The 25,066-nt window shown below is 72.4% G+C and carries 22 protein-coding genes; 7 read left to right on the top strand and 15 right to left on the bottom strand.

The window, feature by feature from the left end; genetic code table 11:
• Positions 1-58: 58 nt before the first annotated feature.
• Positions 59-859, top strand: a complete 801-nt coding sequence (locus tag AC068Z_RS40635) for a VOC family protein (RefSeq protein ID WP_478568244.1) — start codon at positions 59-61, stop codon at positions 857-859.
• 24 nt (positions 860-883) lie between these two features.
• A complete protein-coding gene (locus tag AC068Z_RS40630; RefSeq protein WP_478568241.1) occupies positions 884-1,579 on the top strand; it encodes a ribonuclease H family protein in 696 nt (231 codons plus the stop codon).
• Positions 1,580-1,627: 48 nt separating this feature from the next.
• Here AC068Z_RS40630 and melC2 read toward each other — a convergent pair whose 3' ends face one another.
• Complete coding sequence (melC2, locus tag AC068Z_RS40625; protein WP_478568238.1) at positions 1,628-2,452, bottom strand: tyrosinase MelC2; 825 nt, start codon at positions 2,450-2,452, stop codon at positions 1,628-1,630.
• Between the two features lie 34 nt (positions 2,453-2,486).
• Positions 2,487-2,906: an apotyrosinase chaperone MelC1 gene (gene melC1, locus AC068Z_RS40620; protein ID WP_478568235.1), complete on the bottom strand. Its 420-nt coding sequence runs from the start codon at positions 2,904-2,906 to the stop codon at positions 2,487-2,489.
• A 340-nt stretch (positions 2,907-3,246) separates the two neighbouring features.
• Between melC1 and AC068Z_RS40615 the strand changes: the two genes are divergently transcribed.
• The 3 genes from AC068Z_RS40615 to AC068Z_RS40605 are packed head-to-tail and all read left to right on the top strand — an operon-like array spanning position 3,247 to position 6,020.
• Positions 3,247-4,452, top strand: a complete 1,206-nt coding sequence (locus AC068Z_RS40615; RefSeq protein ID WP_478568232.1) for an FAD-dependent monooxygenase — start codon at positions 3,247-3,249, stop codon at positions 4,450-4,452.
• A 56-nt stretch (positions 4,453-4,508) separates the two neighbouring features.
• Positions 4,509-5,492 (top strand): aldo/keto reductase, encoded by a 984-nt coding sequence (locus tag AC068Z_RS40610; RefSeq protein WP_478568230.1) that lies wholly within the window; start codon positions 4,509-4,511, stop codon positions 5,490-5,492.
• Between the two features lie 36 nt (positions 5,493-5,528).
• Positions 5,529-6,020 (top strand): DUF6328 family protein, encoded by a 492-nt coding sequence (locus AC068Z_RS40605; protein WP_478568227.1) that lies wholly within the window; start codon positions 5,529-5,531, stop codon positions 6,018-6,020.
• Here the strand turns inward: AC068Z_RS40605 and AC068Z_RS40600 are convergent.
• The 3 genes from AC068Z_RS40600 to AC068Z_RS40590 all read right to left on the bottom strand — a co-directional run bounded on the left by AC068Z_RS40600 (position 5,938) and on the right by AC068Z_RS40590 (position 8,798).
• Positions 5,938-6,633 (bottom strand): DUF2238 domain-containing protein, encoded by a 696-nt coding sequence (locus AC068Z_RS40600; RefSeq protein WP_478568224.1) that lies wholly within the window; start codon positions 6,631-6,633, stop codon positions 5,938-5,940. The two genes, AC068Z_RS40605 and AC068Z_RS40600, sit on opposite strands and share 83 nt — an antisense overlap.
• A 63-nt stretch (positions 6,634-6,696) precedes the next feature.
• Positions 6,697-7,728: a hypothetical protein gene (locus AC068Z_RS40595; RefSeq protein ID WP_478568221.1), complete on the bottom strand. Its 1,032-nt coding sequence runs from the start codon at positions 7,726-7,728 to the stop codon at positions 6,697-6,699.
• A 98-nt stretch (positions 7,729-7,826) separates the two neighbouring features.
• Positions 7,827-8,798, bottom strand: coding sequence for an LLM class F420-dependent oxidoreductase (locus tag AC068Z_RS40590; RefSeq protein WP_478568218.1), 972 nt, complete (start codon positions 8,796-8,798; stop codon positions 7,827-7,829).
• Positions 8,799-8,861: 63 nt separating this feature from the next.
• Here AC068Z_RS40590 and AC068Z_RS40585 point away from each other — a divergent pair, with 63 nt between their 5' ends.
• Entirely contained in the window at positions 8,862-10,250 is a 1,389-nt protein-coding gene (locus AC068Z_RS40585; protein ID WP_478568215.1) for a serine hydrolase domain-containing protein, read from the top strand.
• On the opposite strand, the gene AC068Z_RS40580 is transcribed toward AC068Z_RS40585, so the two are convergent.
• The 10 genes from AC068Z_RS40580 to AC068Z_RS40535 form a co-directional block, all read right to left on the bottom strand.
• Entirely contained in the window at positions 10,242-11,777 is a 1,536-nt protein-coding gene (locus tag AC068Z_RS40580; RefSeq protein WP_478568365.1) for a serine/threonine-protein kinase, read from the bottom strand. The genes AC068Z_RS40585 and AC068Z_RS40580 overlap by 9 nt on opposite strands.
• Positions 11,778-11,924: 147 nt before the next feature.
• Positions 11,925-12,950 carry a polyprenyl synthetase family protein gene (locus AC068Z_RS40575; RefSeq protein WP_478568212.1) on the bottom strand — a complete coding sequence of 342 codons (1,026 nt, stop codon included), beginning with the start codon at positions 12,948-12,950 and terminating at the stop codon, positions 11,925-11,927.
• A complete protein-coding gene (locus AC068Z_RS40570) occupies positions 12,947-13,981 on the bottom strand; it encodes a tetratricopeptide repeat protein (protein WP_478568209.1) in 1,035 nt (344 codons plus the stop codon). The genes AC068Z_RS40575 and AC068Z_RS40570 overlap by 4 nt, the downstream gene beginning before the upstream one ends.
• Positions 13,982-14,162: 181 nt before the next feature.
• Entirely contained in the window at positions 14,163-14,840 is a 678-nt protein-coding gene (locus AC068Z_RS40565; RefSeq protein ID WP_478568206.1) for an AIM24 family protein, read from the bottom strand.
• 48 nt (positions 14,841-14,888) lie between these two features.
• Positions 14,889-16,157: a CAP domain-containing protein gene (locus AC068Z_RS40560; RefSeq protein WP_478568203.1), complete on the bottom strand. Its 1,269-nt coding sequence runs from the start codon at positions 16,155-16,157 to the stop codon at positions 14,889-14,891.
• 89 nt (positions 16,158-16,246) lie between these two features.
• Positions 16,247-17,431 (bottom strand): serine hydrolase domain-containing protein, encoded by a 1,185-nt coding sequence (locus tag AC068Z_RS40555; protein ID WP_478568200.1) that lies wholly within the window; start codon positions 17,429-17,431, stop codon positions 16,247-16,249.
• Positions 17,432-17,562: 131 nt separating this feature from the next.
• Positions 17,563-20,505 carry a helix-turn-helix transcriptional regulator gene (locus AC068Z_RS40550; RefSeq protein WP_478568197.1) on the bottom strand — a complete coding sequence of 981 codons (2,943 nt, stop codon included), beginning with the start codon at positions 20,503-20,505 and terminating at the stop codon, positions 17,563-17,565.
• A 104-nt stretch (positions 20,506-20,609) separates the two neighbouring features.
• Positions 20,610-20,966: a UBP-type zinc finger domain-containing protein gene (locus AC068Z_RS40545; protein ID WP_478568194.1), complete on the bottom strand. Its 357-nt coding sequence runs from the start codon at positions 20,964-20,966 to the stop codon at positions 20,610-20,612.
• On the bottom strand, positions 20,963-22,405 hold the full coding sequence (locus AC068Z_RS40540) for an ATP-binding protein (RefSeq protein ID WP_478568362.1): 1,443 nt from the start codon (positions 22,403-22,405) through the stop codon (positions 20,963-20,965). The genes AC068Z_RS40545 and AC068Z_RS40540 overlap by 4 nt, the downstream gene beginning before the upstream one ends.
• Positions 22,406-22,416: 11 nt before the next feature.
• The gene (locus AC068Z_RS40535; RefSeq protein ID WP_478568190.1) at positions 22,417-24,093 is read right to left on the bottom strand and encodes an NAD(P)/FAD-dependent oxidoreductase; all 1,677 of its coding nucleotides are present in this window, start codon (positions 24,091-24,093) and stop codon (positions 22,417-22,419) included.
• A 216-nt stretch (positions 24,094-24,309) separates the two neighbouring features.
• On the opposite strand from AC068Z_RS40535, the gene AC068Z_RS40530 reads away from it, so the two are divergent.
• Positions 24,310-25,047, top strand: a complete 738-nt coding sequence (locus tag AC068Z_RS40530) for an SDR family oxidoreductase (RefSeq protein WP_478568187.1) — start codon at positions 24,310-24,312, stop codon at positions 25,045-25,047.
• The last annotated feature ends 19 nt before the right edge of the window (positions 25,048-25,066 follow it).

Raw genomic sequence — 25,066 nt, 5'->3', positions numbered from 1 at the left:
GCGAGGGGTGGCTAGCGTGTGGAAGCGGACCCACCCCCGATCCGGAGAGGCCGCCGTCATGGCCGTACAGCCAGAGGGAACCCCCTGTTGGGCCGATGCGATGTTCAGTGACGTCGAGGGAGCCAAGAGCTTCTACGGCGACGTCCTCGGCTGGACCTTCGGCGAGTCGTCGTCGGAGTTCGGCAACTACACCCAGGCCTACGTGGACGGCAAGGCGGTCGCCGCGGTCGTGCCGCCCATGCCCGGGCAGGAGGGCCAGTCCCAGTGGTGCCTCTACTTCGCCTCTCCGGACGCCGTGGCCACGGCCGCGCGGATCCGGGAGAACGGCGGCGAGGTGCTGATGGAGCCGATGGAGGTCGGCGACTTCGGGACCATGTGCCTGAGCCGGGACCCGTCCGGTGTCGTCTTCGGTCTCTGGCAGGGGGGCACGCACGAGGGCTTCGAGGCGTCGCCGGAGCAGCCCGGGGCGTTCTGCTGGGCCGAGGTCTTCACCCGTGAGCCGGAGAAGTCCGACGCGTTCTTCCCCGCCGTCTTCCCCGCGTACACCGCGCAGCAGATGGACGACGACGGGACGGACTTCCGGATCTTCAACGTTGGTGAGGCCCCTGTGCTCGGCCGGATGAAGATGACCGAGGAGTTCCCGCCCGAGGTGCCGGCGTACATCAACGTGTACTTCTCCGTCGCCGACTGCGACGAGGCCGTGTCCAAGGCCACCAAGCTCGGCGGGGTGCTGCGGTTCGGTCCGATGGACAGCCCGTTCGGCCGCTTCGCGGCGCTCAGCGACCCGCAGGGCGCGAACTTCTCGGTGATCGACGTCACGTCGACGCAGGGCGAGATGCCCACGCTCACCGACGTCTGAGCGGCCACTCCTTCGGCGCATGGCATGATCGGGGTCATGCGTGAACGAGTAGTGGCCGCGTGCGACGGGGCTTCGAAGGGAAACCCCGGACCCGCGGGATGGGCCTGGGTCGTCGCGGACGAGAGCGAGACCCCGGCCCGCTGGGAGGCCGGACCGCTCGGCAAGGCCACCAACAACGTCGCCGAACTCACCGCGCTGGAGCGGCTGTTGGCGGCGACGGACCCCGGTGTGCCGCTGGAGGTCCGGATGGACTCCCAGTACGCCATGAAGGCCGTCACCACCTGGCTGCCCGGCTGGAAGCGCAACGGCTGGAAGACCTCGGCCGGCAAGCCGGTCGCCAACCAGGAGCTCGTCGTACGCATCGACGAGCTCCTGGCGGGCCGCGCGGTGGAGTTCCGCTATGTGCCCGCCCACCAGGTGGACGGCGACAAGCTCAACGACTTCGCCGACCGCGCCGCCAGCCAGGCGGCCACTGTGCAGGAGGCCGCGGGCAGCGACCTCGGCTCGCCCGAGCCGCCGGCCGCCCCGGACGTCCCCGCCAAGGCGCCCCGCCGCCGTCCCGCGGCGGCGAAGAAGGCCGGCGGCGGTTCCTCCGCCCGCACGATCAAGGCGAAGTTCCCCGGCCGCTGCCTGTGCGGCCGCTCCTACGCGGCGGGCGAGCCGATCGCCAAGAACGCGCAGGGCTGGGGTCACCCGGAGTGCCGTACCGCCGAGGCGTAGGGCCATCCGGTGCTCCAGGCCCCGCGCCTCGGGCAGCCCTGAGCCGGATCAGGCCGCGTCGAAGGTGTAGTGCGGGGTGTGGTCCAGCAGGTCCGCGGGCCGCACGTTGTTCCACGGCTTCATGGTGTCGTTGATGTCCACCACGTCCGGGGTGCCCGCGGCCGGGAGGTAGGCGGAGCCGGGGTGGCGGCGCTGCCAGTCCGCCCACAGCTTGTCGATGTAGGCGTGGTGGAGCCAGAAGACGGGGTCGTTGGGGGAAACCCCGGTGGCCATCTGGCCGCCGACCCACACGTGCACCCGGTTGTGCAGGTTGACCCCGCGCCAGCCCTCCAGATGGTTGCGGAAGCCGTCCGAGCCGCTGTTCCAGGGCGGCATGTCGTACGTCTCCATGGCCAGTACGGAGTCCACCTCGGCCCGGGTGGGCAGCTGCCGCCCCCCGCCGCCGAGGGCCCGGCGCAGATAAGTACGGCCGTCTATGCGGACGTTGACGGGCCAGTTGCCGGTCGAGGCGGCGAACGGCCCGTCCATCACCCGTCCGTCCAGGCTGCGTCCGGTGCCGCCGAGGAAGTCCGGCGCCCACAGCGAGGCACGCGCCGTGCGGTCGGCGGTCCAGTCCCAGTAGGGCAGCGCGACCGACGCGTCCACCGCCTGCAGGGCCTCCTCGAAGTCGAGCAGGAATCTGCGGTGCCAGGGCAGGAAGGACGGCGAACGGTGGCCCGTGCGCTCGCCGTTGTCGGTGTCGGCCACGATGAAGGCGTTGTGGGTGGTGACGAACTCGTCGTAGCGGCCGCTGCGCTTGAGCTCCAGGACGGCGGCGACGAAGCGGCGCTTCTCGTCGGCGGTCAGGACGGCCTGGTTCTTGCGGACGGTCATGTGCGAGGGCTCCCGAAAGGGCTGGAGGGGTGGGTCAGTTGGCGGGGAACGGCAGGAGCTTCGCGCCCTGGAGTTCGTCGACCGCGGCCCGGGCGGCGGCGCGCGGGGTGGTCACCGGGTCGTAGTGGCTGACGACGCTGATCCAGCTGCCGTCGGCGTTGCGCATCACGTGCAGCTCCACCCCGTCGACGAAGACGGCGTAGCCACCGCCGTGGTCGTGGTGGCCGCCGTGTCCTCCGTGGCCCCCGTGGCCTTCGCCCGAGCGGGCCTTGCCCTGTATCCGGCGGCCCTTGTAGACCTCGTCGAAGGGGGCGGGGGAGGAGTCGGGGTGGTCGCCGGCGGCCCGGTCGGCGGGGGCGGCGAGCGTGGCGGGGGCGGCGAGCGTGGCGGCTCCGGAGGCGGCGGCGAGGGCGGCCGCGGCGGTGAGCGCGCGGCGGCGGCTGAGTTCGGGCATACGGATCTCCCGGTCGGGTCGGTTCTGGTGACTCCGCATGCCTATCGGGAGGGGTGAGACCGGGTGAAATCTCTCGGGAGTGGTTGGCTGCGATCCGGACAATTACCCACATGTCGTGGAAGGTTGAACGAAGGTGATCTTGCTGCGCGCATATGCCGGGAGTCACCGGAACGGGCAATTCCTTCTCCTGGAAGCCCTGATTCGGGTGGTCTTTGACGGGCCGGTGCGACCGGGGTGGCCTGTGTCACGCCCGGAAACTGACGCGATCCGGAAGCCGGGCCGCACGTCCCCCCGCTGCTACCCTCCGTCTCGAACCGATCGCTTTGAGTGAGACCAAGGGGTGCGCGTGAAGGTCGTCTGCGTCGGAGGCGGGCCCGCCGGCCTGTACCTCTCGATCCTGCTGAAGCTGCGGGACCCGTCCCACGACATCACCGTCCACGAACGCAACCCGGAGGGCTCGACCTACGGCTGGGGCGTCACCTACTGGCGGGGACTGCTCGACAGGCTGCACGCGCACGACCCCGAGTCCGCGCGCGCCGTCGCCGAGAACTCGGTCAGCTGGAACGAAGGCACCGCCCGCGTACGTGACCTGACCACCCGGCACCGCGGCGACGAGGGCTTCGGCATCGGCCGCCACCGACTGCTGGAGATCCTCGCCGGCCGGGCCCGCGCCCTCGGCGTACACCTGGCGTACGAGCAGCCCGTCGACCCCGACCGGCCGCCCGCCGACGCCGACCTCCTCGTCGCGAGCGACGGCGTCCACAGCGCGCTGCGCACCCGCCACGCCGCCCACTTCGGCACCGAGCTGCGCCCCGGTCGCAACCACTACATCTGGCTCGGCACCACCAAGGTCTTCGACGCCTTCACCTTCGCCTTCGTCGAGACCGAGCACGGCTGGATCTGGGCCTACGGCTACGGCTTCGGCCCCGACCGCAGCACCTGCGTCATCGAATGCGCCCCCGAGACCTTCACCGGCCTCGGCCTGGACCGCGCCGACGAGGCCGAAGGGCTCACCGTGCTGGAGAAGCTGTTCGCCGACACCCTCGACGGCCATGCGCTGATCGGCCGGTCACCGGCCGACGGCAGCTCCTCCTGGCTGAACTTCCGCACCCTGACCAACCGCACCTGGTACCGCGACAACCTCGTCCTGCTCGGCGACGCCGCGCACACCACGCACTACTCCATCGGCGCCGGCACGACCCTCGCCCTCGAGGACGCCATCGCGCTCGCCGACGCGCTGCACGCGGAGACCGCACTGCCGAGGGCCCTGGCCCGGTACGAGCGGGAGCGCCGCCAGGCCCTGCTCCCGATGCAGAGCGCGGCACGCTACAGCGCCCAGTGGTACGAGAACCTGCCCCGCTACATGCACCTGCCCCCCGAGCAGATGTTCGCCCTGCTCGGCCAGCGCCACTCACCCCTGCTGCCCCACGTCCCCCCGCAGCTCTACTACCGCCTGGACAGGGCGGCCGGACAGCTGGAGGCACTGCGCCGCCTCAAGCGCTGGCTGGGCCCGAGGGTCGCGCGGACCCTGGCCACCCGGAAGTAGCCCGAACGGCATCGCCCCGCGCCCAGGGAGCGCGGGGCGGATGACAGACTGACGCCATGGACGAGCGCAATTTCAGCAGGTCGCAGCAGCACGCATCCGTGGTCGGACTCGGCACCTGGCAACTGGGCGCCGACTGGGGCGACGTGGACGACAAGGAAGCCCTCACGGTGCTGGAGACGGCGGCCGAGACGGGGGTGACCTTCTTCGACACCGCGGACGTCTACGGCGACGGGCGCAGCGAGCAGACCATCGCGGGCTTCCTGCGCGGCAGGCCCGATCTGCACGTCATGGTCGCCACCAAGATGGGCCGCCGGGTCGACCAGATCCCGGAGAACTACGTCCTGGACAACTTCCGCGCCTGGAACGACCGTTCCCGCCGCAACCTCGGCATGGACCGCCTCGACCTGGTCCAGCTGCACTGCCCGCCCACCCCCGTCTACTCCACCGACGAGGTGTTCGACGCCTTGGACACCCTCGTCGCCGAGGAGCGCATCGCCGCCTACGGCGTGAGCGTGGAGACCTGCGCCGAGGCCCTCGCCGCCATCGCCCGGCCCGGCGTGGCCAGCGTGCAGATCATCCTCAACCCGTTCCGCATGAAGCCGCTGTACGAGGTCCTGCCCGCCGCCCGGGAGGCGGGCGTCGGCATCATCGCCCGCGTCCCGCTCGCCTCGGGCCTGCTGTCCGGCAAGTACACCAAGGACACCGTCTTCCCCGAGAACGACCACCGCACCTACAACCGGCACGGCGAGTCCTTCGACCAGGGCGAGACCTTCTCCGGCGTCGACTACGCGACCGGCGTGGAGGCCGCCGCCGAGTTCTCCGCCCTCGCCCCCGAGGGCTTCACGCCCGCCCAGCTGGCCCTGCGCTGGATCATCGACCAGCCTGGCGTGACCACCGTGATCCCCGGCGCCCGCTCGCCCGAGCAGGCCCGCGCCAACGCCGCCGCGGCCGAACTGCCGGAGCTGTCCGAGCAGACCCTCACCGCCGTCCGGGACCTGTACGAGCGGCGGATCAAGGAGCAGGTCGAGAACCGCTGGTAACCGTTTGAAAGGTCAACACCGGGACACCCGGACCCCATGGCGCAGGAAACCGCGAGACGCTCCGGCAGGGACGAGACCGAGGACGAGCGGGCCGACCGGATGTGGTCCGACCTCATCCAGGAGATCCGCGTGGCCCAGATGGGCGTGCAGATCCTGTTCGGGTTCCTGCTCACCGTGGTGTTCACCCCGACCTACGCCGATCTGGGCGACACGGAAGAGACGATCTACATCGTGACCGTGGTGCTGGGCGCCACCGCCACGGGCGCCCTGATCGGGCCCGTGTCCCTGCACCGGCTGGTGTCCGGCCGGCGCATCAAGGCGCAGGCGGTGCAGTGGGCGTCCAGGCTGACCTTCGTCGGCCTGATCCTGCTGCTCGCCACCACCACGTCGTCCCTGCTGCTGATACTCAGGGTCGCCACCCACGACGATTTCGTGCCGTGGCTCGTCACGGGCGTGGTGCTGTGGTACCTGCTGTGCTGGTTCGCTCTGCCGTACTGGGTGCGGCACCGCTACACGTCCCGGGACTGACCCCCAGCGCGGCGAGCTGCCGGTCGTGCGGGCGGCTGAGCAGCAGCAGCGAGAGCGTGGCGCCGACCAGGGCGCAGAACATGTCCCACTGGGTGTCCCACACATCGCCCTGCGTGGCGAGGAACGCGTCGGCGGCCTGACCGCCGATCACGGCGGCCAGCCACTCCAGCATCTCGAAGACCGCGCTGAAGGCGAGACACGCGCACACCGTCAGCGGCGCCAGCCAGCGGCTGCCGGCCAGCGGCGAGGTCCGGGTCAGCAGCTCCCGCACCAGCACGGCCGGTACGAAGCCCTGCATCAGGTGCCCGAAGCGGTCGTACGGGTTGCGCTCCAAGCCGAAGGTGTCGCGCACCCAGTCGCCGAGCGGCACCTCCGCGTACGTGTAGTGCCCGCCCACCAGCAGGACGATCGCGTGCAGGGCCAGCAGACAGCACAGCAGGTCCGTCAGCGGGAAGCGCCGCCACAGCAGCGCGATCAGCGGCAGCCCGACCAGCACCCACACCGTCTCCAGGAACCAGGTCGTACGGTCGTGCGGACCCCACGCCGAGAGCGCGAGCGCCGCGACCACGGCCGCGGCGAGAAGGGGCGGCACAGGGCGGCGAAGTGCGGTCATCGCGGGGCTCCTTGTCATCGGAGCCCATCGTGTCCGCGCGCCGCCCCGGCGGCATGAGTACGGCTACTCAGCCGCCTCTGTGCTCTTCGCACCCCGCAGTGAGGCGATGCACGCGGTGATGGCCTGCTGGAGCTCCTCCAGCTGCTGCACCATGTCGTCCTCGACGAACTCCTGCACGTCGTCGAAGGTGAGCTCCTCGAAGACCTTCGTAGCGCGCTGGAGGCTGCTGTAGAACTTCGTCCGCCGTTCCTGGACGCGGAGTTCGGGGTCGGCCTCGACGGTCTCGGCGACGAGGGTCTTCATGGTGTCGTAGGCCTCGGTGGCCCACTCGCCGGTGTCCTCGTCCTCCTCCAGCTCGTCGATCAGCGACAGATGCCGCTCGGCCTCCTGGCGCAGATCGGCGGGGGCGTCGATGGTCTGCCCGGCGGGGGTCTTCACCTGACCGGACTCGGCGATCTGGCGGACGTAGCCGATCCGGTCGGCGGACCGGCTCTCGCTGGCGACGGCCTTCTTCAGATCGTCGGTGCGCACCACGTCCCGGGCCAACTCGGCCTGCAGCTCGGGGTCTTCGCGGACCCGGTCCAGCAGGGCCTGGCGGGCCGCGCGGGCGGTGGAGGGGTCGGCGAGGATCGCGGCGCGCAGGGCGGTGGGGTTCTCCGCGACCTCCAGCGCCTTCGTCGGCCGGATGCCCTCGGCCTCGGCGGCCTCGGCGATGGCGGTGCCGCGCTCGGAGGTGGCGCTGTTGCGGGAGACGTAGTAGCTCAGCCACACGTCGGCGTCCGGCAGTTCCACCTCCGCGCCCGGCTGGAGCGCCTCGAAGTGCGGGACGAGACCGTCGTCGGCGGCCCGGTCCCAGGCCTTGTAGTAGCGCATGACCCGCTCGGCGGAGCAGCCGGCGAGCTCGGCGAACTCCTTCGCCGACACCTTCGGCGTCTCCTCCGCGCCCTGCCCGCCGGGCCGCACGCTGCGCGCCACCATCAGGCCGAAGGCCCATCCGCCGGTGCGGGCGTAGACCCCGAACTCACGCGCGTCGCGCGCGACGAGGTCGGACAGCGGCGCGGGGGACGTCTCGGACGGGACGAACGCTAGGGTCACGGAGGCTCTCCTGAGGGCTGGGACCGGGCACGGGTGCAGACCGGAAGCCTATATGCACCTGCATGCGACGGTTTGCCGACCCCGGACCCCGGGGCGTGTCATCCGAAGGCCTCGCGCAGGGCCGGCAGCAGTGTCTTCTCCGACCAGTCCAGGTAGTCCGGCTGTGACTCCCCGCCGATCTGCACCAGCGCGACCTCGGTGAACCCTGCCTCCGCATAGGGCCGTACGGCCTCGACGAAGTCGTCCGGGTCGTCGCCGCACGGGATGGCGGCGGCGACGTCGTCGGGGGTGACGAACTGGGTGGCCGACTCGAAGGAGTCCGGGTGCGGCAGCTCCGCGTTGACCTTCCAGCCGCCGCCGAACCAGCGGAACTGCGCGTGGGCGCGCTTGACCGCGGTGTCCCGGTCCCGGTCGTGGCAGACCGGCAGTTGGCCCACGCGCGGTTTGCCCGTGCCGCCGTGCCGGTCGAAGGACTCCAGCAGTCCCGGCTTCGGCTCGGTGGCGATCACCAGGTCCGCGAGCCGGCCCGCCAGGGAGCAGGACCGCTCGCCGGAGACGGCCACCCCGATCGGCGGCGGCTCGGCCGGCAGGTCCCAGAGCCGGGCCGACTCCACGTCGTAGTGGGTGCCGTGGCGGGTGACATGGCCGCCGTCGAAGAGCGCCCGGATGATCCCGATCGCCTCCTCCAGCATCTCGTGCCGTACGTCGACGGAGGGCCAACCGCCGCCCACCACATGCTCGTTGAGGTTCTCACCGGAGCCGAGGCCCAGCCGGAAGCGGCCTTCGGACAGCAACTGCATCGTCGCCGCCTTCTGCGCCACCACCGCGGGGTGGTAGCGGAACGTCGGACACGTGACGTACGTCATCAGCGGGATCCGCCGGGTCGCCTGGGCGGCGGCCCCCAGCACGCTCCACGCATAGGGTGAGTGCCCCTGGGAGCGCAGCCACGGAAAGTAGTGGTCCGACGTCACGGAGAAGTCGAAGCCGGCCTCCTCGGCGCGCACCACGTGGTCGACGAGGTCACGCGGGCCGGCCTGCTCGGTCATCATCGTGTATCCGATTTGCACCATGCCGCCCGAGTCCCCGGCATGCGGAGGAGAAAACGGTTCGCCAAGGTGGGTACGGATGCCGTCATGACGACTTCCGCGCTGCCTTCCAGCCCGCCCGCCGCCCAGGGCGTCGACGCCTCCGGTGTGCAGGCCTTCCTCGACGCCCTGGAGGGCGACCCCGAGATAGAGCCGCACAGCCTCATGATCATGCGGCACGACCGGCTCGTGGCGTCCGGCTGGTGGGCGCCGTACACCCCCGAGCGGCCGCAGTTGCTGTACTCGCTCAGCAAGAGCTTCACCTCCACCGCCGCCGGGCTCGCGGTCGCCGAGGGGCTGCTGCGGCTGGACGACCCGGTGATCTCCTACTTCCCGGAGTTCGACGCCGACGTCACCGATCCGCGCAGCCGCGCGATGCTCGTACGGCATGTGGCGTCGATGGCCAGCGGGCACACGGACGAGACCCTCGACCGGGCCCGTGCCCTCGACCCCGACGAGCTGGTGCGCGGCTTCCTGCGGCTGCCGCCCGAGCGCGACCCGGGGACCGTGTTCGCCTACAACCAGCCCGCGACCTACACCCTCGCGGCGATCGTCCAGAAGGTCACCGGCCAGTCACTCACCGACTACCTGCGCCCGCGTCTGTTCGACCCGATCGGCATCGGCGAGGTCGCCTGGCGGCGCGACCGGGCGGGCCGTGAACTCGGCTTCAGCGGCCTGCACGCCCCCACCGACGCGATCGTCCGGCTGGGGCAGCTGTATCTGCGCGGGGGGACGTGGGAAGGCCGGCGGGTGCTGCCGGAGTCCTGGGTGGCCGAGGCCACCCGCGTGCACACGCCGAACGACGACGGGCCCATGGGCGGTGAGGACTGGCGGCAGGGGTACTGCCTGCAGTTCTGGAGGTCCCGGCACGGCTTCCGGGGCGATGGCGCGTACGGCCAGTTCTGTCTGGTGCTGCCCGAGCAGGACGCGGTGATCGCCACGACCGCGGCGACCGTGGCGATGCAGAAGATGTTGGACATGGTCTGGACACACCTGCTGCCCGCCTTCGGGCCCGCCCCGCTGACCGGCCGCGAGCAGGCGGACGCGGCCCTCGCCGAGCGGCTGGCGGGGCTCGCGCTGGCGCCCGCCGACGGCAAGCCCGCGCCCGAGGACCTGGCGGCGGTCACCTTCCGCTCCGACGGGATCTCCGCGGAGGTCAGCGGGGACCGCCTGACGCTCCTCGAGGGCGGACACCGGCTGGACCTGCGCCTGCCGAGCGGCGGCTGGCGGGTGACCGAGCAGCCGGTCCCCACCGCGGTGAGCGGCGGCTGGACCGGCCCCGACACCCTGGAGGCGGAGGTGATCTTCCTGGAGACGCCCCATCGCCTCGCGGTGACCTGCACGCTCCCGGACCGCACCTGCACGGCCCGCTGGCGCACCCAGCCGCTGCACCCCCTGCCCCTGCACAGAACGGGCGTGCCCCGCCGGTCAGTCTGACGGTTCCCGGAAGGTGCGCAGGGCGGTGTCCAGGGCCTCGCGGTTGTCCGGGTCGTCCCAGTCGGCCGCGGGCGCCGTCCAGCGCAGCGAGAAACCACGGCCGCCGCCGAGCAGGAAGCCGGTGCCGAGGGTGCGCACCCGGGTGCCGTCGGCGTCGGCGAGCCACTCCATCTCGGCGGCCTCCCGGCCCCGGTACGTCGTCGGCCGGATCTCCCCGATCCTGCGGTAGCCGCCGCCCTCCTTCAGCCCCGGCTCCACATCCCGCCAGACGGCGACGGGATCCGGGCCCACCCGCTCGCTGTAGGTCACCGTCAGCGTCCGCGCGTCGCCCTCCGCACCGAGCACGATGCGGTACGCCAGCTCCGAGACCCGGTCGGTGCTCAGCGGCCGCCAGCCCTCGGGGAGGCTGACGGAGAAGCCCTCGGGTGAGTCGTAGCGGCTGAAGGGCGACTCGGTGGGGGTGGGCGTGGGGGACGGTGCCGGGGAGGGCGGGTCGGCGGGTGCCGCGGACGCGGTGGCGGACGGCGCCGGGCGCGGTGGTGTCCCGGCGGCGGGGGAGTCGGATCCGCCCGGCAGCCGGTCGGTCACGGCGAGGACGGCGACCGTGACGGTGGCGACGGCCAGCGCGGTCCCGGCGATCAGCGTGCGGTTGCTCCAGGTCGCGCAGTGCGCGTACCGGCCGCGCAGCCGCGGGCTCGGCATGGCCGCCGCGCTCTCCTCGTCCAGGACGCGGGCCAGGGCCTCCCGGACCACCGGGCGGGGCAGCCGTTCCAGGGGGTCCTTGCGCAGCAGCCCCTGCAGGGCCTGGGTGAGCGGCCCGGCGCGCACCGGCGTGCGCAGCGGCAGCCGGTCCACGCCCTTCAGTGTGGCCTCCGGGCGCCCCCGGTCCCGGAACGGCGGGCGCCCCTCGACCATCGTGTAGAGCAGCGCCCCGAGCGCCCACAGATCGGTGGCCGGGCCGGCCGGCTCGTCGCGGGCCTGCTCGGGGGAGGCGTAGGCGGGCGCGGTCAGACGGGGCGCGAGAGTGGCCCCGGCCAGCCCGAAACCGGTGACGACGAGGGGCCCCTGGTCCCGGAGGAACACCTGGGCCGGGCTGAGTTCGCCGTGGAAGAGGCCCCGCCCGTGCGCCACCTCCAGCACGTCGAGCAGCTCCAGACCGATGCGCGCGACCCGTACGTAGTTCAAGACGCCCTGCTGGGAGAGCAGTTCACTCAGCGGCCGGCCGTCGACCCACCGGGTCACCACCCACAGCGTGCCCGACTCCTCGACGGCGTCGACGACTTCGGCGACCCGGTCGGGACACACCAGCGCCATCTGCTCGTTGGCCCGCAGGACGCGCGCGGTGACGCGGCGCGCCTCCTCCCCGCCCGGATCCTCCGGCAGCCCGATCTGGGTGACCATGACGGGACGCTCCACCCCGATGTCCTCGCCGTACCAGCAGACGCGGTTGGTCTCCTGGTGGAGCACCTCGACGAGCCGGTATCTCCCGGCGACCAACACGGGTGTGGAGACGTGCGCCTTGACCATGGTCATCCTTCGCTGAACCCCTGGCTCTCACCTTTCCCACAGGTACGGCGTGCGTGACGGGGTGCGTTCAAGGTTCGCCGAGCGAGATGCGCCGATTTCCTTTTGTTCATCCGATGCATCGAACACGCATCGCACCGGACGCCCGGCTCACAGGTCGCGCCGCACCAGGAAGTCCAGCAGCGCCCGCAACTCCCCGACGGCGCCCGCTTCCAGGGGTACGGCGTCCAGGGCGGCCTCGGCCCTGGTGATCCGGTGCCGCGCCTCGCGCAGCGCCTCGGACCGGCCGCCCGCCTCCTCGATCAGCACGGCCGCCGCGTCCGGATTCTCGCCCGACTCCAGGAGTCCGGCCAGGCGACCGGCCAGGGGTGTGCCGAGGGCGAGCAGGACCGGGAGGGTCTTCTTGCGGGCCCGCAGATCGTTGTGAACGGGCTTGCCAGTGACGGCCGGATCGCCCCACACGCCGAGCATGTCGTCGACGATCTGGAAGGCGATCCCGAGGTCCCGACCGGCCCGGTCCAGCGCGGCGACCGTGGTAGCCGGTGCCCCGCCGAGCGCGGCGCCCAGCGCGATCGCGCAGCCCAGCAGCGCGCCCGTCTTCCGCTCGGCCATCGCCCGGTACTCCTCGGGCCGCACCCGCTCGGGGCCGGTCCAGGGCCGGGTTGCGAACAGCAGATCGTCCGCCTGCCCCCGCACCAGATCACCGAGCGCCGCCGACAGCAGCCGTACGGCGTCCCCGCCGCCCGGTGCCGCGGCGAGGGTCTCCACGGCCAGCGCGAACAGGGCGTCACCCGCGAGGACCGCCGGTCCTGTGCCGTACGCCTGCCACACGGTGGGCCGGCCCCGGCGGGCGGTGTCGCCGTCCATGATGTCGTCGTGCAGCAGCGAGAAGACGTGCACCAGCTCCACCGCCACCGCGGCCCTCGTCCCCGCCCGGCCGGGGCAGCCCACCGCCTCGGCGCCGAGCAGGGCCAGGGCCTGCCGCACTCCCTTGCCGCCGGAGCCGCCGACCGGGGCGCCGCCCACCGCGCACCAGCCGAAGGAGTACGCGGCCATCTCCGCCACCCAGGGATGCAACCGCGCCACGGCCCGCTCCAGCTCGGGCCGGACCGACTCCCGGCACCGGTCCAGGACTTGGACGCCGGTCAGGGGCGCTGTGGAGGGGAACGCCGTCACCGTACGACCTCCGCGTCGAGCTCCTGCTGGGCGCGGGCCACCATCTCCCGGGCGTGCTTGAGGCCGATGCGGTCCAAGGTGCGGGCCAGTTCGGCGAGTTCGGCCTCCGTCTCGGAGCGGTCCCGGCCCAGCCGGGCCCTGGACTTGGCCAGTCCCAGGCGGGCCAGTGCCTCGCCGCGCGGCTCGCCCATCGCGCGGAACTCGGCGAGGGCCTGCTCGTACAGCTCGCGGGCCTCGGCGTAACGACCGGCGCGGTACAGGACGTTGCCGCGCATCTTGTGGTTGTAGGCGAGCGCGCTGGACAGCTTCATCGTCCGGCAGGTGGTCTCCGCCTCGGACAGCAGTTCCAGCGCCCGTTCGGTGTCGCCGTCGCGCACCGAGACGATGTCGGCGAGGCCGCGCAGCGCCCAGGCGTGCCCGCGCCGGTCCTCGGCGCGGGCGGCGATCCCGGCCGCCTCCTCGAACAGGGCGAACGCGGTGTCGTAGGAGCCGGTGTTGCGGTGGATCTGGGCGATGCCCTCCAGCGCCCACACCGTGTGCCGCGCCTCGCCGCGTCGCCTGGCCTCCGCCAGGAGCTGCTCGTGCAGCCGGGCGACGGCCTCGTAGTCGCCCTGGATCCGGCCGGTCTCGGCCAGCCCCGCGAGGGAGTAGCCGCGCACGACGACGTCCCCGCCGCGCTCGCCGAGGTCGGCGGCGAGCCGGAGGAGACGCCGGGCGAGTGCGAACTCGCCGCGCTGGCGGGCCAGGGTGCCGCCGCTCCACAGTGCCCAGGCCATCGCCGCGGTGTCCTCGGCGGCGCGGGCGGCGCGGTAACTCGCCTTCCAGGCCCGGTCCGCCTCCCCGATCTGCCCGAGACGCCGGTACGCCTCGGCGACCGCGAGCCCCGAGCGCGCCGCCTCTGCGTGCCGCCCGGTCCGCTCGGCGGCCCGCAACTCCTCGGTGCCGGCGGCCAGGACGTCCGTCAGCGAGGAGTTCACGGACAGGGTGGTGAGAGCGCCTTGGTACTCGGGGGCGAATGCCTTGCCGTACATGGATGCCTTTCGATCCGTATACACCCCATCTATACATTGAGCGTATACATGGCGTGTATAGAGCCTGTGAAACCAGCCCCGGCCCCCCGGGAGGGACCAGGGCTGGTGTCATCTGTTGTGGATCAAGACGTGGACGGCGTCGGCGGGGTTGCCCGTGAGGCGCAGATCACCTCACGGACCGTCAGTGCTGCTGGGCCTTCGGCGGGGTGGCCTCGCTCGGCCGTACGACGACATAGCCCTCCCCGCTCAGCATCAGCTGTACGGCCTCACCCGAGCCGCCGCGCAGCATCGAGCCTATGGACTGCGAGCGGTGCAGCGAGGTCCCGAGGCCCGCGCTCCAGCCGACGACCGCGTCGGTGTCGACGTACACCGGGTACTGCGCCGACACCGGGATCACCAGCGGATTGCCGTCGCAGACCAGGCCCAGCCGGCCCTGGCCGGTGAACACACTGTTGAACAGGCCGCCGCCGGAGATGCCCGCTCCCTTCACCGTCGCGATCCGGTACGACAACGTGGCGTCGAAACACAGGACGTTGCGGCCGTTGACGGTGAACTCGTCACCGGGGTCGAGTTCCACGACGAAGCAGTTCTGCGCCTCGTGCGCGAACCAGGCCTCGCCCTGACCGCGCACCGCCATCAGCGGCAGCCCCTCCCCGGTGACCGCGCGTTTGAGCATGCCGCCCACGCCCTGGCCCTTGCGCTCGAACTGGAGATTGCCCCGGTAGGCGATCATCGCGCCCTGACGGGCCAGCATCTCCCCGTTCACCGCGTACCGGACGCACTTGGCGTTCTCGACCGTCATGCCCGGCGCCGTGGCGGGCTGGACCATGTGCTCACTGGAAAAGAGGTCACCCTTCATGACGGCATCGTGTCCCGGACGACCTCCTTCCGCCTAGACGGGCGAAGTTCACGCGCCGAACAGCTGGGTCCAGTACGTGCCGGCCGGCCCGCCGCCCGCGAAGCCGATGCCGATGTGCGTGAAGTCGGGCTTGAGGATGTTGGCGCGATGACCGGGACTGTTCATCCAGCCCTCCACGACCTCGGCGGGGGAGCGCTGGCCGCAGGCTATGTTCTCGCCGATCGAGCGGCGCCGGGAGCCCGCCGCTGCCGCCCGGTCCCAAGGCCGGCTGCCCTCTGGCGAGGTGTGCGAGTAGAACGCCCGCGCCACCATGTCGGCGCTGTGCGCCTGCGCGGCGGTGGTCAGGACCGGGTCGACGGCGAGCGGGCGCAGACCGGCCCTGGAACGCTCGCGGTTGGTGAGGTCGACCACCTGAGTGGCGGTCCTGGCCAGGTCCGCCGTGGTGAACGGGCGCGCCCACAGCGCCGTCCAGTAGACGTCGCCGCCGCGCCCGGCGGGGACGCATGCCGCGGCGGCGTGCGTGAACGCAGGGTCCTGAAGAGTGCGCCGGGCCTGGTCGGTGCGCAGGCAGTAGTCCACGAACTCGGCCGGGGTGCGCGGGCCGGACACCAGGTGCTCCCCGACGGTCAGATACGCGTATCCGGCGGCGGTGACACGCTGGTAGACGGAGACGCCGTCCCGGCCCTCCACACTCAGGCATCCCGCGGCGGCCATGGCACCGGCGTGGGCGCGGGCGGCGGAGGCCAGCCGGGCGTCCGGGCCGACCGGCGGGGAACCGGCCGAGGCGCGGGCGGAGTTGACGAGGGCGGTGAACTCGTCGGGGGCCTGCGACGGCGCGTCCTCCGTGACCTCGACCCCGAAGTCCCGGGCGAGACCCGCCAGTCCGTCCGCGTACCCCTGGCCCAGGGCCCGCAGCTTCCAGCCGCCGCCGCGCCGGTACAGCTCGGCCAGCAGCAGCACCGTCTCCTGCCGGGGGCGTGGCGGGGCGAACCGGGCGAGCGGGCGGCCGCCCGCTCCGGTGACATGGAGCGTGGGGGCGGGCAGGCCGCCGAGGGCGGTGCCGGGGTCGGCGGGGCTGACGACGACCGTCACCCGGGTGGCGCCCGCCCGCAGCCGGCCCGGGTCGACGGTCAGGGTGTCGCCGTGCAGCCGGGCGCCCGGAGCCGACGGCTGGTTGTAGAACACGAAGTCGGCCTCGCCGCTGACCTTGCCGCCGTCGTCCGTGATGAGCGCGGACACATCGAAGGGACCGGGCACCCGGACGGCCACGGGACCGCCCGGGAGGGGCACATTGCCCCCGGGGACCAACTCGCTCATCGGGCCGTCCTGGTGTCGTCGTACACGCTCGTGCGAGAGCTGTCCGGACAACGCGCGCCGCCCCTTGAGGGTTCCCGACCAGGCCGGGATCAGCGGACGGCGGCGGCCTCGGACGTGTCGCCGACCGAGGAACCGCGTGGCGCCTTGGCCTGCTTGCCGCAGAACGCCGACTCCAGCGCGCCCAGCATGGTGGTGTGCACCTTGCCGTTGTTGGAGGTGTTGGCGAACGCCGCCAGGCTGCGCCCGCCGTCCTTGGAGGCGAACGCGTAGGTGTAGAAGCCCTGGACGGCACCGGTGTGCCCGTACACCGACACCCCGCACGACAGGTCCCGGCGCCGCAGCCCGAGCCCGTACGCCTGGCCGGAGCCCGCGGGCACCCACCGCCGCATCTGCGTCAGCTGGGCCGCGGAGGTCAGCTCGCCTCGCAGGAGCGCGGAGAGGAAGGTGTTCAGGTCCCGCGCGCTGGAGATCACCGCGCCCGCGCTCTGCGCCCAGGACACCGTCTGCTCGGTCGCGTCGACCAGCGCGGCCCCGGCCGCGTCCGGGGTGAGATAGCCCCGGGCGTACCGGCCCGGGATCTTCTTTGCGGGATGGACGTAGAAGGTGTCCGTGAGCCGCAACGGCTCGATGATCCGGTGCTGGTACTCGGCGGCGACCGGGTTCCCGGTCAGCTTCTCGATGAGCAGGCCGGCGACCACGAAGTTGGTGTTGGAGTACGTGTAGGCGCCGCCCGGCGCGGTGGTGCGCGGCTTGCGCAGGGAGCGGTCCATCAGCTGGCGGTAGGTGAACACCTTGCTGCGGACCGCCTCGAAGCCGGGAACCGTCCGGGCGAACATGTCGTTGGTGTAGTCGTACAAGCCGCTGCGGTGGCTGAGGACGTGGCGCACGGTGATCCGGTCGTCCGGCAGCAGTCCGGGCAGATAGTGGTTGACCGAGGTGTCGAGCTTCAGCTTCTTCTCGTCGACGAGTTGCAGCAGGACGACGGCGGAGAAGGTCTTGGTGACGCTTCCGATGCGGAACCGGTCGGTGGTGGTGAGGGCTCGCCCCGTCTTCCGGTCCGCGATGCCCACCGATGTCCTCAGCACGGTGCCGTGGTCGTCGAGTCGCGCCGTCGCGCCGGGCGCCCCCTGGGTCGTCGCCGTGCGCAGGACGCCGCGCAGGCCCGCGAGATCGGGCGCGGGTTCCTGGGGCGCCGCGTGCGCCGGGGTCGCCAGGAGGGAGAGGAGGACCGCGGTCCCCAACGCCGTACCCCTGCCCACCGTTGCCGAGTCCATCCGGGTCCTCTCTCCCTGCTGACACACCGTCACGGCGACGCACAGTAGTGCCGGGGAGAGATAGAAAGATGGTCATTCGGGACATACGCGGACATGGGTCGCCCGCATGGGGGATCCTGGGGGGACCCGCCTCAGCTGGAGGACGCCGTCGGCTCCGGCGCGATCAGCCCCTCGCGATAGGCGATCGCCACCGCCTCGCCACGGCTCGCCGCGCCGAGCTTGGCGAGGATGTTGGAGACATGGACGCTGGCCGTCTTGCCGCTGATGAACAGCTCCTCGCCGATCTGCCGGTTGCTGCGGCCCCTGGCCAGCAGCCGCAGCACGTCCTGCTCCCGGGCGGTCAGTGGGGAGGTGCGGTCCGCGGCGGACGAGGTGTCGCCGAGGCGGCCCCGGCGGGTCAGGGCGTCCACCCGCTCCAACAGGGGCCCGGCGCCCAGCCGTAGGGCCGTCTCCCGGACCGCCGCCGCCTCGGCGACCGCCTCCTCGCGCCGCTCGGCCGTCAGCAGGGCCTCGGCGTGCCGGAACCGGCAGCGGGCGAGTTCGTAGGCGTCGCCGTAGTCGAACGCGGCCACCGCCCGGCCCCAGGCCGCCACATCGGGTCCCGACGTGGCCCGCAGCCACTCCGCCTCGGCGCGGGCCAGCCACGCCTTTCCCTCCGGGCCCTGCGGCGCCCGGTTCACACCGCGCGCCGCCGAGTGGCGCGCCAGCTCGACGAGTTCCGTCGCCGTGTCCGCCCAGTGCCGTGCCCCGGGCCCGTCCCCGCCCCGCCGCAGCTCGGCGGCCCGGTCGGCCACGGCCGACAGGGCGAGCGCGGCGAGCCGCACGGTCACGTCCGGGCGGACGCCCACGTCGTCGGTGAGGGCGGCGACCGTGGACCGCATCCGCTCGACCGCCGTCTCCGGATCGCCGGCCAGGGCGGCGGCGTCGGTCCGGACGATTCCGGCGACCAGCGTGGCCATCCAGTCGAACGGCCCCTCCAGGAGGGCCCCGGCCCGGTCGGCGGCCGTCAGGTCACCGCGCGCGAGCGATACGTACCAGGCGGGCCCGGAGGTGTACCCGCCCGCCGTGGGCAGGACGTCGGCGTCGGTGGCGGAGGCCTTGAGGCACTCGTCCCACTGGCCCAGCGTGTACAGCACCAGCAGCCGCAGGTAGCGCATCTCCAGCGGATACGTCGAGGACAGCAGCCCGGCGCGCCGGGCCCGGTCCAGGCCCTCGGTCAGCCACGGCAGGCACTCCTCCAGCTCGCCCGCCTCGTAGCTGCCCATGGCGAGGCTGAACAGGGCGCGCAGCTCCACCTGCGCGTTGCCCGAACCGCGCGCCAGCTCCCGGGCCTCCTTCAGCCGCGCCCTGCCGCCCTCGCTGCTCCGGCCGCCGCCTTCGAGGATCGCGAGGGAGACGAGCAGATCGGCCCGGGCGTCCGTCACCCCGAGCCGCTCGGCGACCGCCAGCGCCTCCCGGGCCACCTGCAACGCCTTCTCGGTCTCGCCGACCTGACGGGCCGCCAGGACGTGCGTGGCCGCGGCCCACACCCAGGTGGGCGTCGCGGGTTCGGCGGGGATCAGGGCGAGCGCCTCGCTGCTGTGGGCGTAGGCCGCGCTCAGGTTGTCGACGGTGATCAGATTGTCGGCCAGGGTGTAGCGGACCCGGGCGGCCAGCTCCGAGTCCTCCTCCTGGTCGACGCCGGCCAGCGCGGCCCGGGTCAGCGCGACCGCGCGGTGCGCCTCACCGGCGTGGGCCGCGGCAGAGGAGGCGCGCAGGGTGAGGGTCACCCGGTCACCGTCCTCGCCGGAGGGCCGCGCGGCCGACTCCACCGTGGGCCACAGGTCCAGGGCGGTCTCCAGGTGCCGCAGTTCCTCGGCGGGGGCGCCGAGCCTGCGGGCGTGGTCGGCGGCCTCCAGCGAGGCGGTGAGCGCCTCGGCGAGGTCGTGGCTCTCGCGGTAGTGGTGGGCGCGCTCGGCCGCGGTCTCGGCGCGCCCGGGCCGGTCGGCGAGCAGCCGGGCGAACGCGCCGTGCAGCCTGGCCCGTTCACCGGGCAGCAGATCGGCGTAGACGGCCTCACGGGCCAGGGCGTGCCGGAAGGAGTACGTGTCGCCGGTCCCGGGGACCAGCAGTTGCCGTCCCAGCGCCTCGCGCAGCGCCGACTCCAGCTCCGCCTCCGGCAGGCCCACGGCCTCCCGCAGCAGGTCGTGCTCGACGCGTCGCCCGGCGACGGCGGCGGTGCGCAGCACCTGCTGGGCGGTTTCCGACAGTTGCTCGAAGCGGATCAGCAGGACGTCGGCGAGTCCGCTCGGCACCCCGCCGGCCTGGGTGTCGGTGGCCGCGAGGAGTTCCTCTGCGTAGAAGGCGTTGCCCTCGGCCCGCTCGACGATCCGGCGGACCGTGGTCTCCGGCAGCGGGCGCTCCTCAAGGGCCCTCACCAGCCGGGTCACCTCGGTGTCGGCGAGCGGCCGCAGTTCGAGCCGCTCCACCGCGGGCAGCCGTACCAGCTCCGCCAGCAGCGGCCGCAGGGGATGGCGTCGGTGCAGGTCGTCCGCGCGGTAGGAGGCCAGCACCGCCACCCCGCCCGCCGGGCGGTGCAGCACACCCCGGCTGAGCAGGAACCGCAGCAGATCCCGGGAGGACTGGTCGGCCCAGTGCAGATCCTCCAGGACGAGCAGCAGCGGAGCCACGTCCGCGAGTTCGGCCAGCAGCCCGGCCATCCCCTCGAACAGCCGCGGCCGCGAGTCCCGGGCGGTGTCCGTACCCCCGCCCAGCATCCGCTCGACCTCCGGATGCGCCGCCAGCACCGAGGCGAACCGTTCGTCCCCGGCGAGCACCCCCAGTACCTCGGTGAAGGGTAGGTACGGCAACCCGACATCACCGAGATCCACACAGTGCCCGGTGAGCACGGTCATCCCGTCCCGGGCGGCCCGGGAGGCGACCTCGTCCAGGACCCGTGTCTTCCCGACTCCGGCGTCCCCGGCGAGCAGCACGGCCCGGGCCTCCCCGGCGCGGGCCCGCGCAAGCACACCGAGGAGCCGGTCAAGCTCCTGCTCGCGGCCGACGAGGGGAGCGGGGGACAGGTTCTGGGTCACCGATCAATCCTAGTCACGCTGTTCCGACCTCCAGGGGCGCGGGGAACTGCGCGACAAGCCACGAAGGACCCGCACCCGCCGCAGAAGCCGGACTTCCCACCCCGTCAGGCGCCCTTCAATACCTGAGCCCAGTCAGAAGGCACCCGCCCCGCAGGCCCGGGCGAAGGCTGATCTACAGGATGACTGGAAGGCGCGGCCAACTCCGGCCCGGACTCGTACAGCTCAGACGTGCTGTAGTCCCAGAACCACCCCTCACCCGGCTCGTAGCTCTGCACGACGGGATGCCCCGTCTCCTTGAAGTGCGCGGTGGCGTGCTTGGCGGGCGAGGAGTCACAGCACCCGATGTGCCCGCACTGCGCACACCGCCGCAGATGGAACCACCAGCCTCCGACGGCATCACAGTCCACGCACCCCGCACCGCTCGGCGGAACGCTGGGATCGATACCGTTGACCTCGGTCATACGGACTCCTCACTCGTGTCCTCGTCCGCGGCGGTGAGCGGAAGCAGCACCTGGAACCGCGTGTCGCCCGGCTCGGACTCCACCTGCAGCGACCCGTGGTGCTTGTTCACCACGATCCGCCAGGAGATGTCGAGCCCGAGCCCCGTACCCTCGCCCACGGGCTTGGTGGTGAAGAAGGGATCGAAGATCCGGTCGCGGATCTCCCGGGGGATCCCCACGCCGGTGTCGCGGAACTCCACCAGCAGCCGGTCGTGGTCGGAGGCCGTCCGTACCGTCAACGTCCCTTCGCCGCCCGCGCTGTTGATGGCGGAGACCGCGTTGTCGATGAGGTTCGTCCACACCTGGTTGAGCTCGGCCGGGTACGCGGGGATCTCCGGGAGGCTCCGGTCGTACTCCTTGACGACCTTGATCTGCCGGCCGATCTTCCCGGAGAGCATCAGCAGCGTGCTGTCGAGGAGTTCGTGCACGTCGACGCTGCGGTACGGAGCGCGGTCGAGCTGGGAGTACTGCTTGGCGGCGTCGACCAGATGGGAGATCCGGGTGGTGGAGTCCTCGATCTCGCTCATCAACAGCTCGGTCTCGACGGTGTAGTTGAGCCAGCCGATCGCCCCCGGCAGGACGTCCGCCTCCACCGCCGCCGCGACCTGCTCCAGCCAGTCGACGTCGAGCCCGGCCTGGACGAACGTCGGCGCGAGCCGCCAGCCTTCCTGGATGTCGTGGTCGTCGAACCAGTCGGTGAGCGCGTCCTCGCGGTCGGCGGCCTCCAGCGGGCTCAGGGCCGGTGCCTTGCCGACGAGTTCGGCGGTGCGCTCCTGGATCTCGATGAGTCCCGCGAGGCTCTCGCGCGGATACGGCCCCGAGGCGATCACGGCCAGCTTGTGCCGCATCTTCGCCACCCGCTCGCGCAGGGTGGCGGTGGCCCGTACGGCCGCCGCCGCGGGGTTGTTGAGCTCATGGGTGAGGCCCGCCGACAACGAGCCGAGCGCCAGCAGCCGTTCCCGCTGCCCGATCACCCGCTGGGTGTTCTTCGCACCGAAGAACAGGCCCTCCAGCAGATGCACCGCCATCGGGAACCACTCCTGCATGATGCCCGCGAACGTGTCCGCGGGCAGCACGAAGAACCGCGAAGGCTCCGTGACGCGCATGGTGTTGTTGTAGACCTGCCGGTCCCGGTCGCCCAGATAGGCCTGCATGGCTCCGGAGTACACCCCGCGCTGGGAGCTGCGGATCACCTCCACGTCGTCCGCGCCGACCCGGCGGGACAGCACGACCGTGCCCTCGATCATGACGTAGAAGCAGGTCGCCGGATCGCCCTCGGCGTAGACCTGGCCGGGCTCGAACCGCTCCACCCGTCCCTCGGCGCACAGCCTGCCGAGCTGCTCGGGGGAGAGCTTCTCGAACAGGAACAGCGAGCCGATCTCCACGGGGCTGCACGGCATCGCTTGGCCGCTCACGACTGCTCCAGATAACGGTGGACGAGCATCACGGCCATGGCTCCCTCTCCGACGGCGGACGCGACGCGCTTGGCGGACTCGGCGCGCGCGTCGCCGGCCACGAACACGCCGGGCACATTGGTCTCCAGGTGGTACGGCGGCCGGTCCAGCTCCCAGTCCGCCGGGGGCCGTCCGTCGGGGGTGAGGTCGGGTCCGGCGAGGATGAAGCCGCCCGCGTCGCGGAGCACGGTGCCGTCCAGCCAGTCGGTCAGCGGAGCCGCGCCGATGAAGACGAACAGCCACTGCGCATCGACGAGTTCGCTCTCCCCGGTCTGGGTGTCGCGCAGGGTGAGCTGTTCGAGGTGGCCCTCGCCGTGCGCGGACTCCACGACCGTCCTCGGGCGCACGGAGATGTTGGGCGCCTCCTCGATCTGCTGGATGAGGTAGTGCGACATCGACGCCGACAGATCGGCCCCGCGCACCAGCAGCGTCACCGACTTGGCGCCCTTGGACAGATACATCGCCGCCTGCCCCGCGGAGTTGGCGCCGCCGACGATGTACACGTCCTGCCCCTGGCAGGCGGGCGCCTCGGTCAGCGCGGAGCCGTAGAACACCCCGCAGCTGGTCAACTCGGAGCAGCCGGGCGCCTGGAGCTGGCGGTAGGACACCCCGGTCGCCAGGATCACGCTGTGCGCGGCGATGGCCGAGCCGTCGGAGAACCGCACGACACGCGCGGCGCCGCTCACCTCCAGGCCCGTGACCTCGCGCGCGGTGAGCACCTCGGCGCCGAACTTGGCGGCCTGACGGCGGGCCCGGTCGGTGAGCTGGGCGCCGGAGACACCGTCGGGGAAGCCGAGGTAGTTCTCGATCCGGGAGCTCTGCCCGGCCTGCCCGCCGGTCGCCGACCGCTCCACGAGCACCGTCCGCAAGCCCTCGGACGCGCCGTACACCGCGGCCCCCAGCCCGGCCGGGCCGCCGCCGATGACGACGAGGTCGTAGAAGTCGGCGGTGGGTGTGGTCGCGAGGCCGACGTGCGAGGCCAGCTCGGGCACGTCCGGCTCGACCAGGGGTGTGCCCTCCGGGGTGATCACCAGGGGCAGCCGCCGTCCGTCCTGTCCGGCGGCGGCGAGCAGCCGCTGTCCCTCGGGCTCGTCGGCGGAGTACCAGCGGTAGGGCACCTGGTTGCGGGCGAGGAACTCCCGCACGTCCGAGGACCGCGCCGACCACCGGTGACCGACGACCTTGGTGGCGGGCACCGGCCGGTAGTCACTGCACCGCCAGGCCTCCAGCAGGTCGTCCAGCACGGGGTAGAGCTTCTCCTCCGGCGGGTCCCAGGGCTTGAGGAGGTAGTGGTCGAGATCGACGACGTTGATGGCGTCGATGGCCGCACTGGTGTCGGCGTACGCGGTGAGCAGGATGCGCCGGGCGCCGGGATGGATGTCCATGGCCTGCTCGAGGAACTCGATGCCGTTCATCTGCGGCATCCGGTAGTCGGCCAGGATCACGGCCACGAGGTCCCCGCGCAGCTTCAGCTCCCGCAGCGCCTCCAGCGCGGACTCCCCGGACTCCGCGCGCACGATCCGGTACGACTCGCCGTAGCGCCGCCGCAGGTCCCGGGCGACGGCGCGGGAGACCCCCGGGTCGTCGTCCACGGTCAGGATGACGGTCCGCGCGGATTCGGCGGCCTGTGCCATACGTCTCCCACCCCGAGTGGTCCGGTGCCCCGGCACGGCGACGGCTGCCGCCCTGCCGACTGTGGCCATCGTATGTTCGATCGTGCCGCTCTGCTCAGACATGCCCGAGTCGCTGTCACAGGCCCGCCCCCTGTCCGGTCCTTCTGGTGTGCGCGGTGACGCGCCGGGCTGGGCGGAGGTCGTCGGGCCCGTCGAGAGCGGCTGAGGGAGACGGACATGAAGATCGTGGTGATCGGCGGTACGGGCCGGATCGGTTCGCAGGTGGTCGCGCTGCTGGGCGAGAACGGTCACGAGGCCGTTGCCGCGGCCCCCTCCACGGGCGTGGACACGCTCACCGGCGACGGCCTCGCGGAGGCGCTGAAGGGCGCGGACGTGGTCGTGGACGTGTCGAACTCGCCGTCCTTCGAGACCGAGGCGGCGCTGGACTTCTTCACCCGCTCGGCACGGAACCTGTTCGCGGCCGAGAAGGAGGCGGGAGTCCGCCACCACGTGGGGCTCTCCATCGTCGGTGTCGACCAGGTGCCCGACTACGGCTACTACCAGGCCAAGGTCGCCCAGGAGGAGGCCGTGCGCGCCAGCGGCGTGCCCTACAGCCTGGTGCGGGCCACGCAGTTCTTCGAGTTCATCCCTCCGGTGATGGACATGGCCACCGAGGGCACCGAGGTCCGTCTGCCGTCGCTGCCGCTGCGTCCGATCGCCTCCGCCGATGTCGCGGCGGCCGTCGCCGAGGCGGCGCAGAGCGATCCGTCGAACGGCATCCGCGACATCGCCGGTCCCGAGATCCACGGCCTCGACCGGTTCGGCGAGATCACCCTCGCCGCGAAGCCGGACGGCCGCACGGTCGTGACGGACGAGACGGCCAGCCTGTTCGCGGGCATGCCGGACGTGCTGACCGGCGACGCCGGCATCCATGTCGCGGCCACGCGGTACGAGGACTGGCTCAAGCAGGGCTGAGTCGGCCCGCCAGGCAGAG

The organism is Streptomyces sp. NPDC043726 (assembly GCF_056436565.1).
Note: the sequence above shows the minus strand (reverse complement) of the source record. Positions and strands in the feature narration are given on the sequence as shown.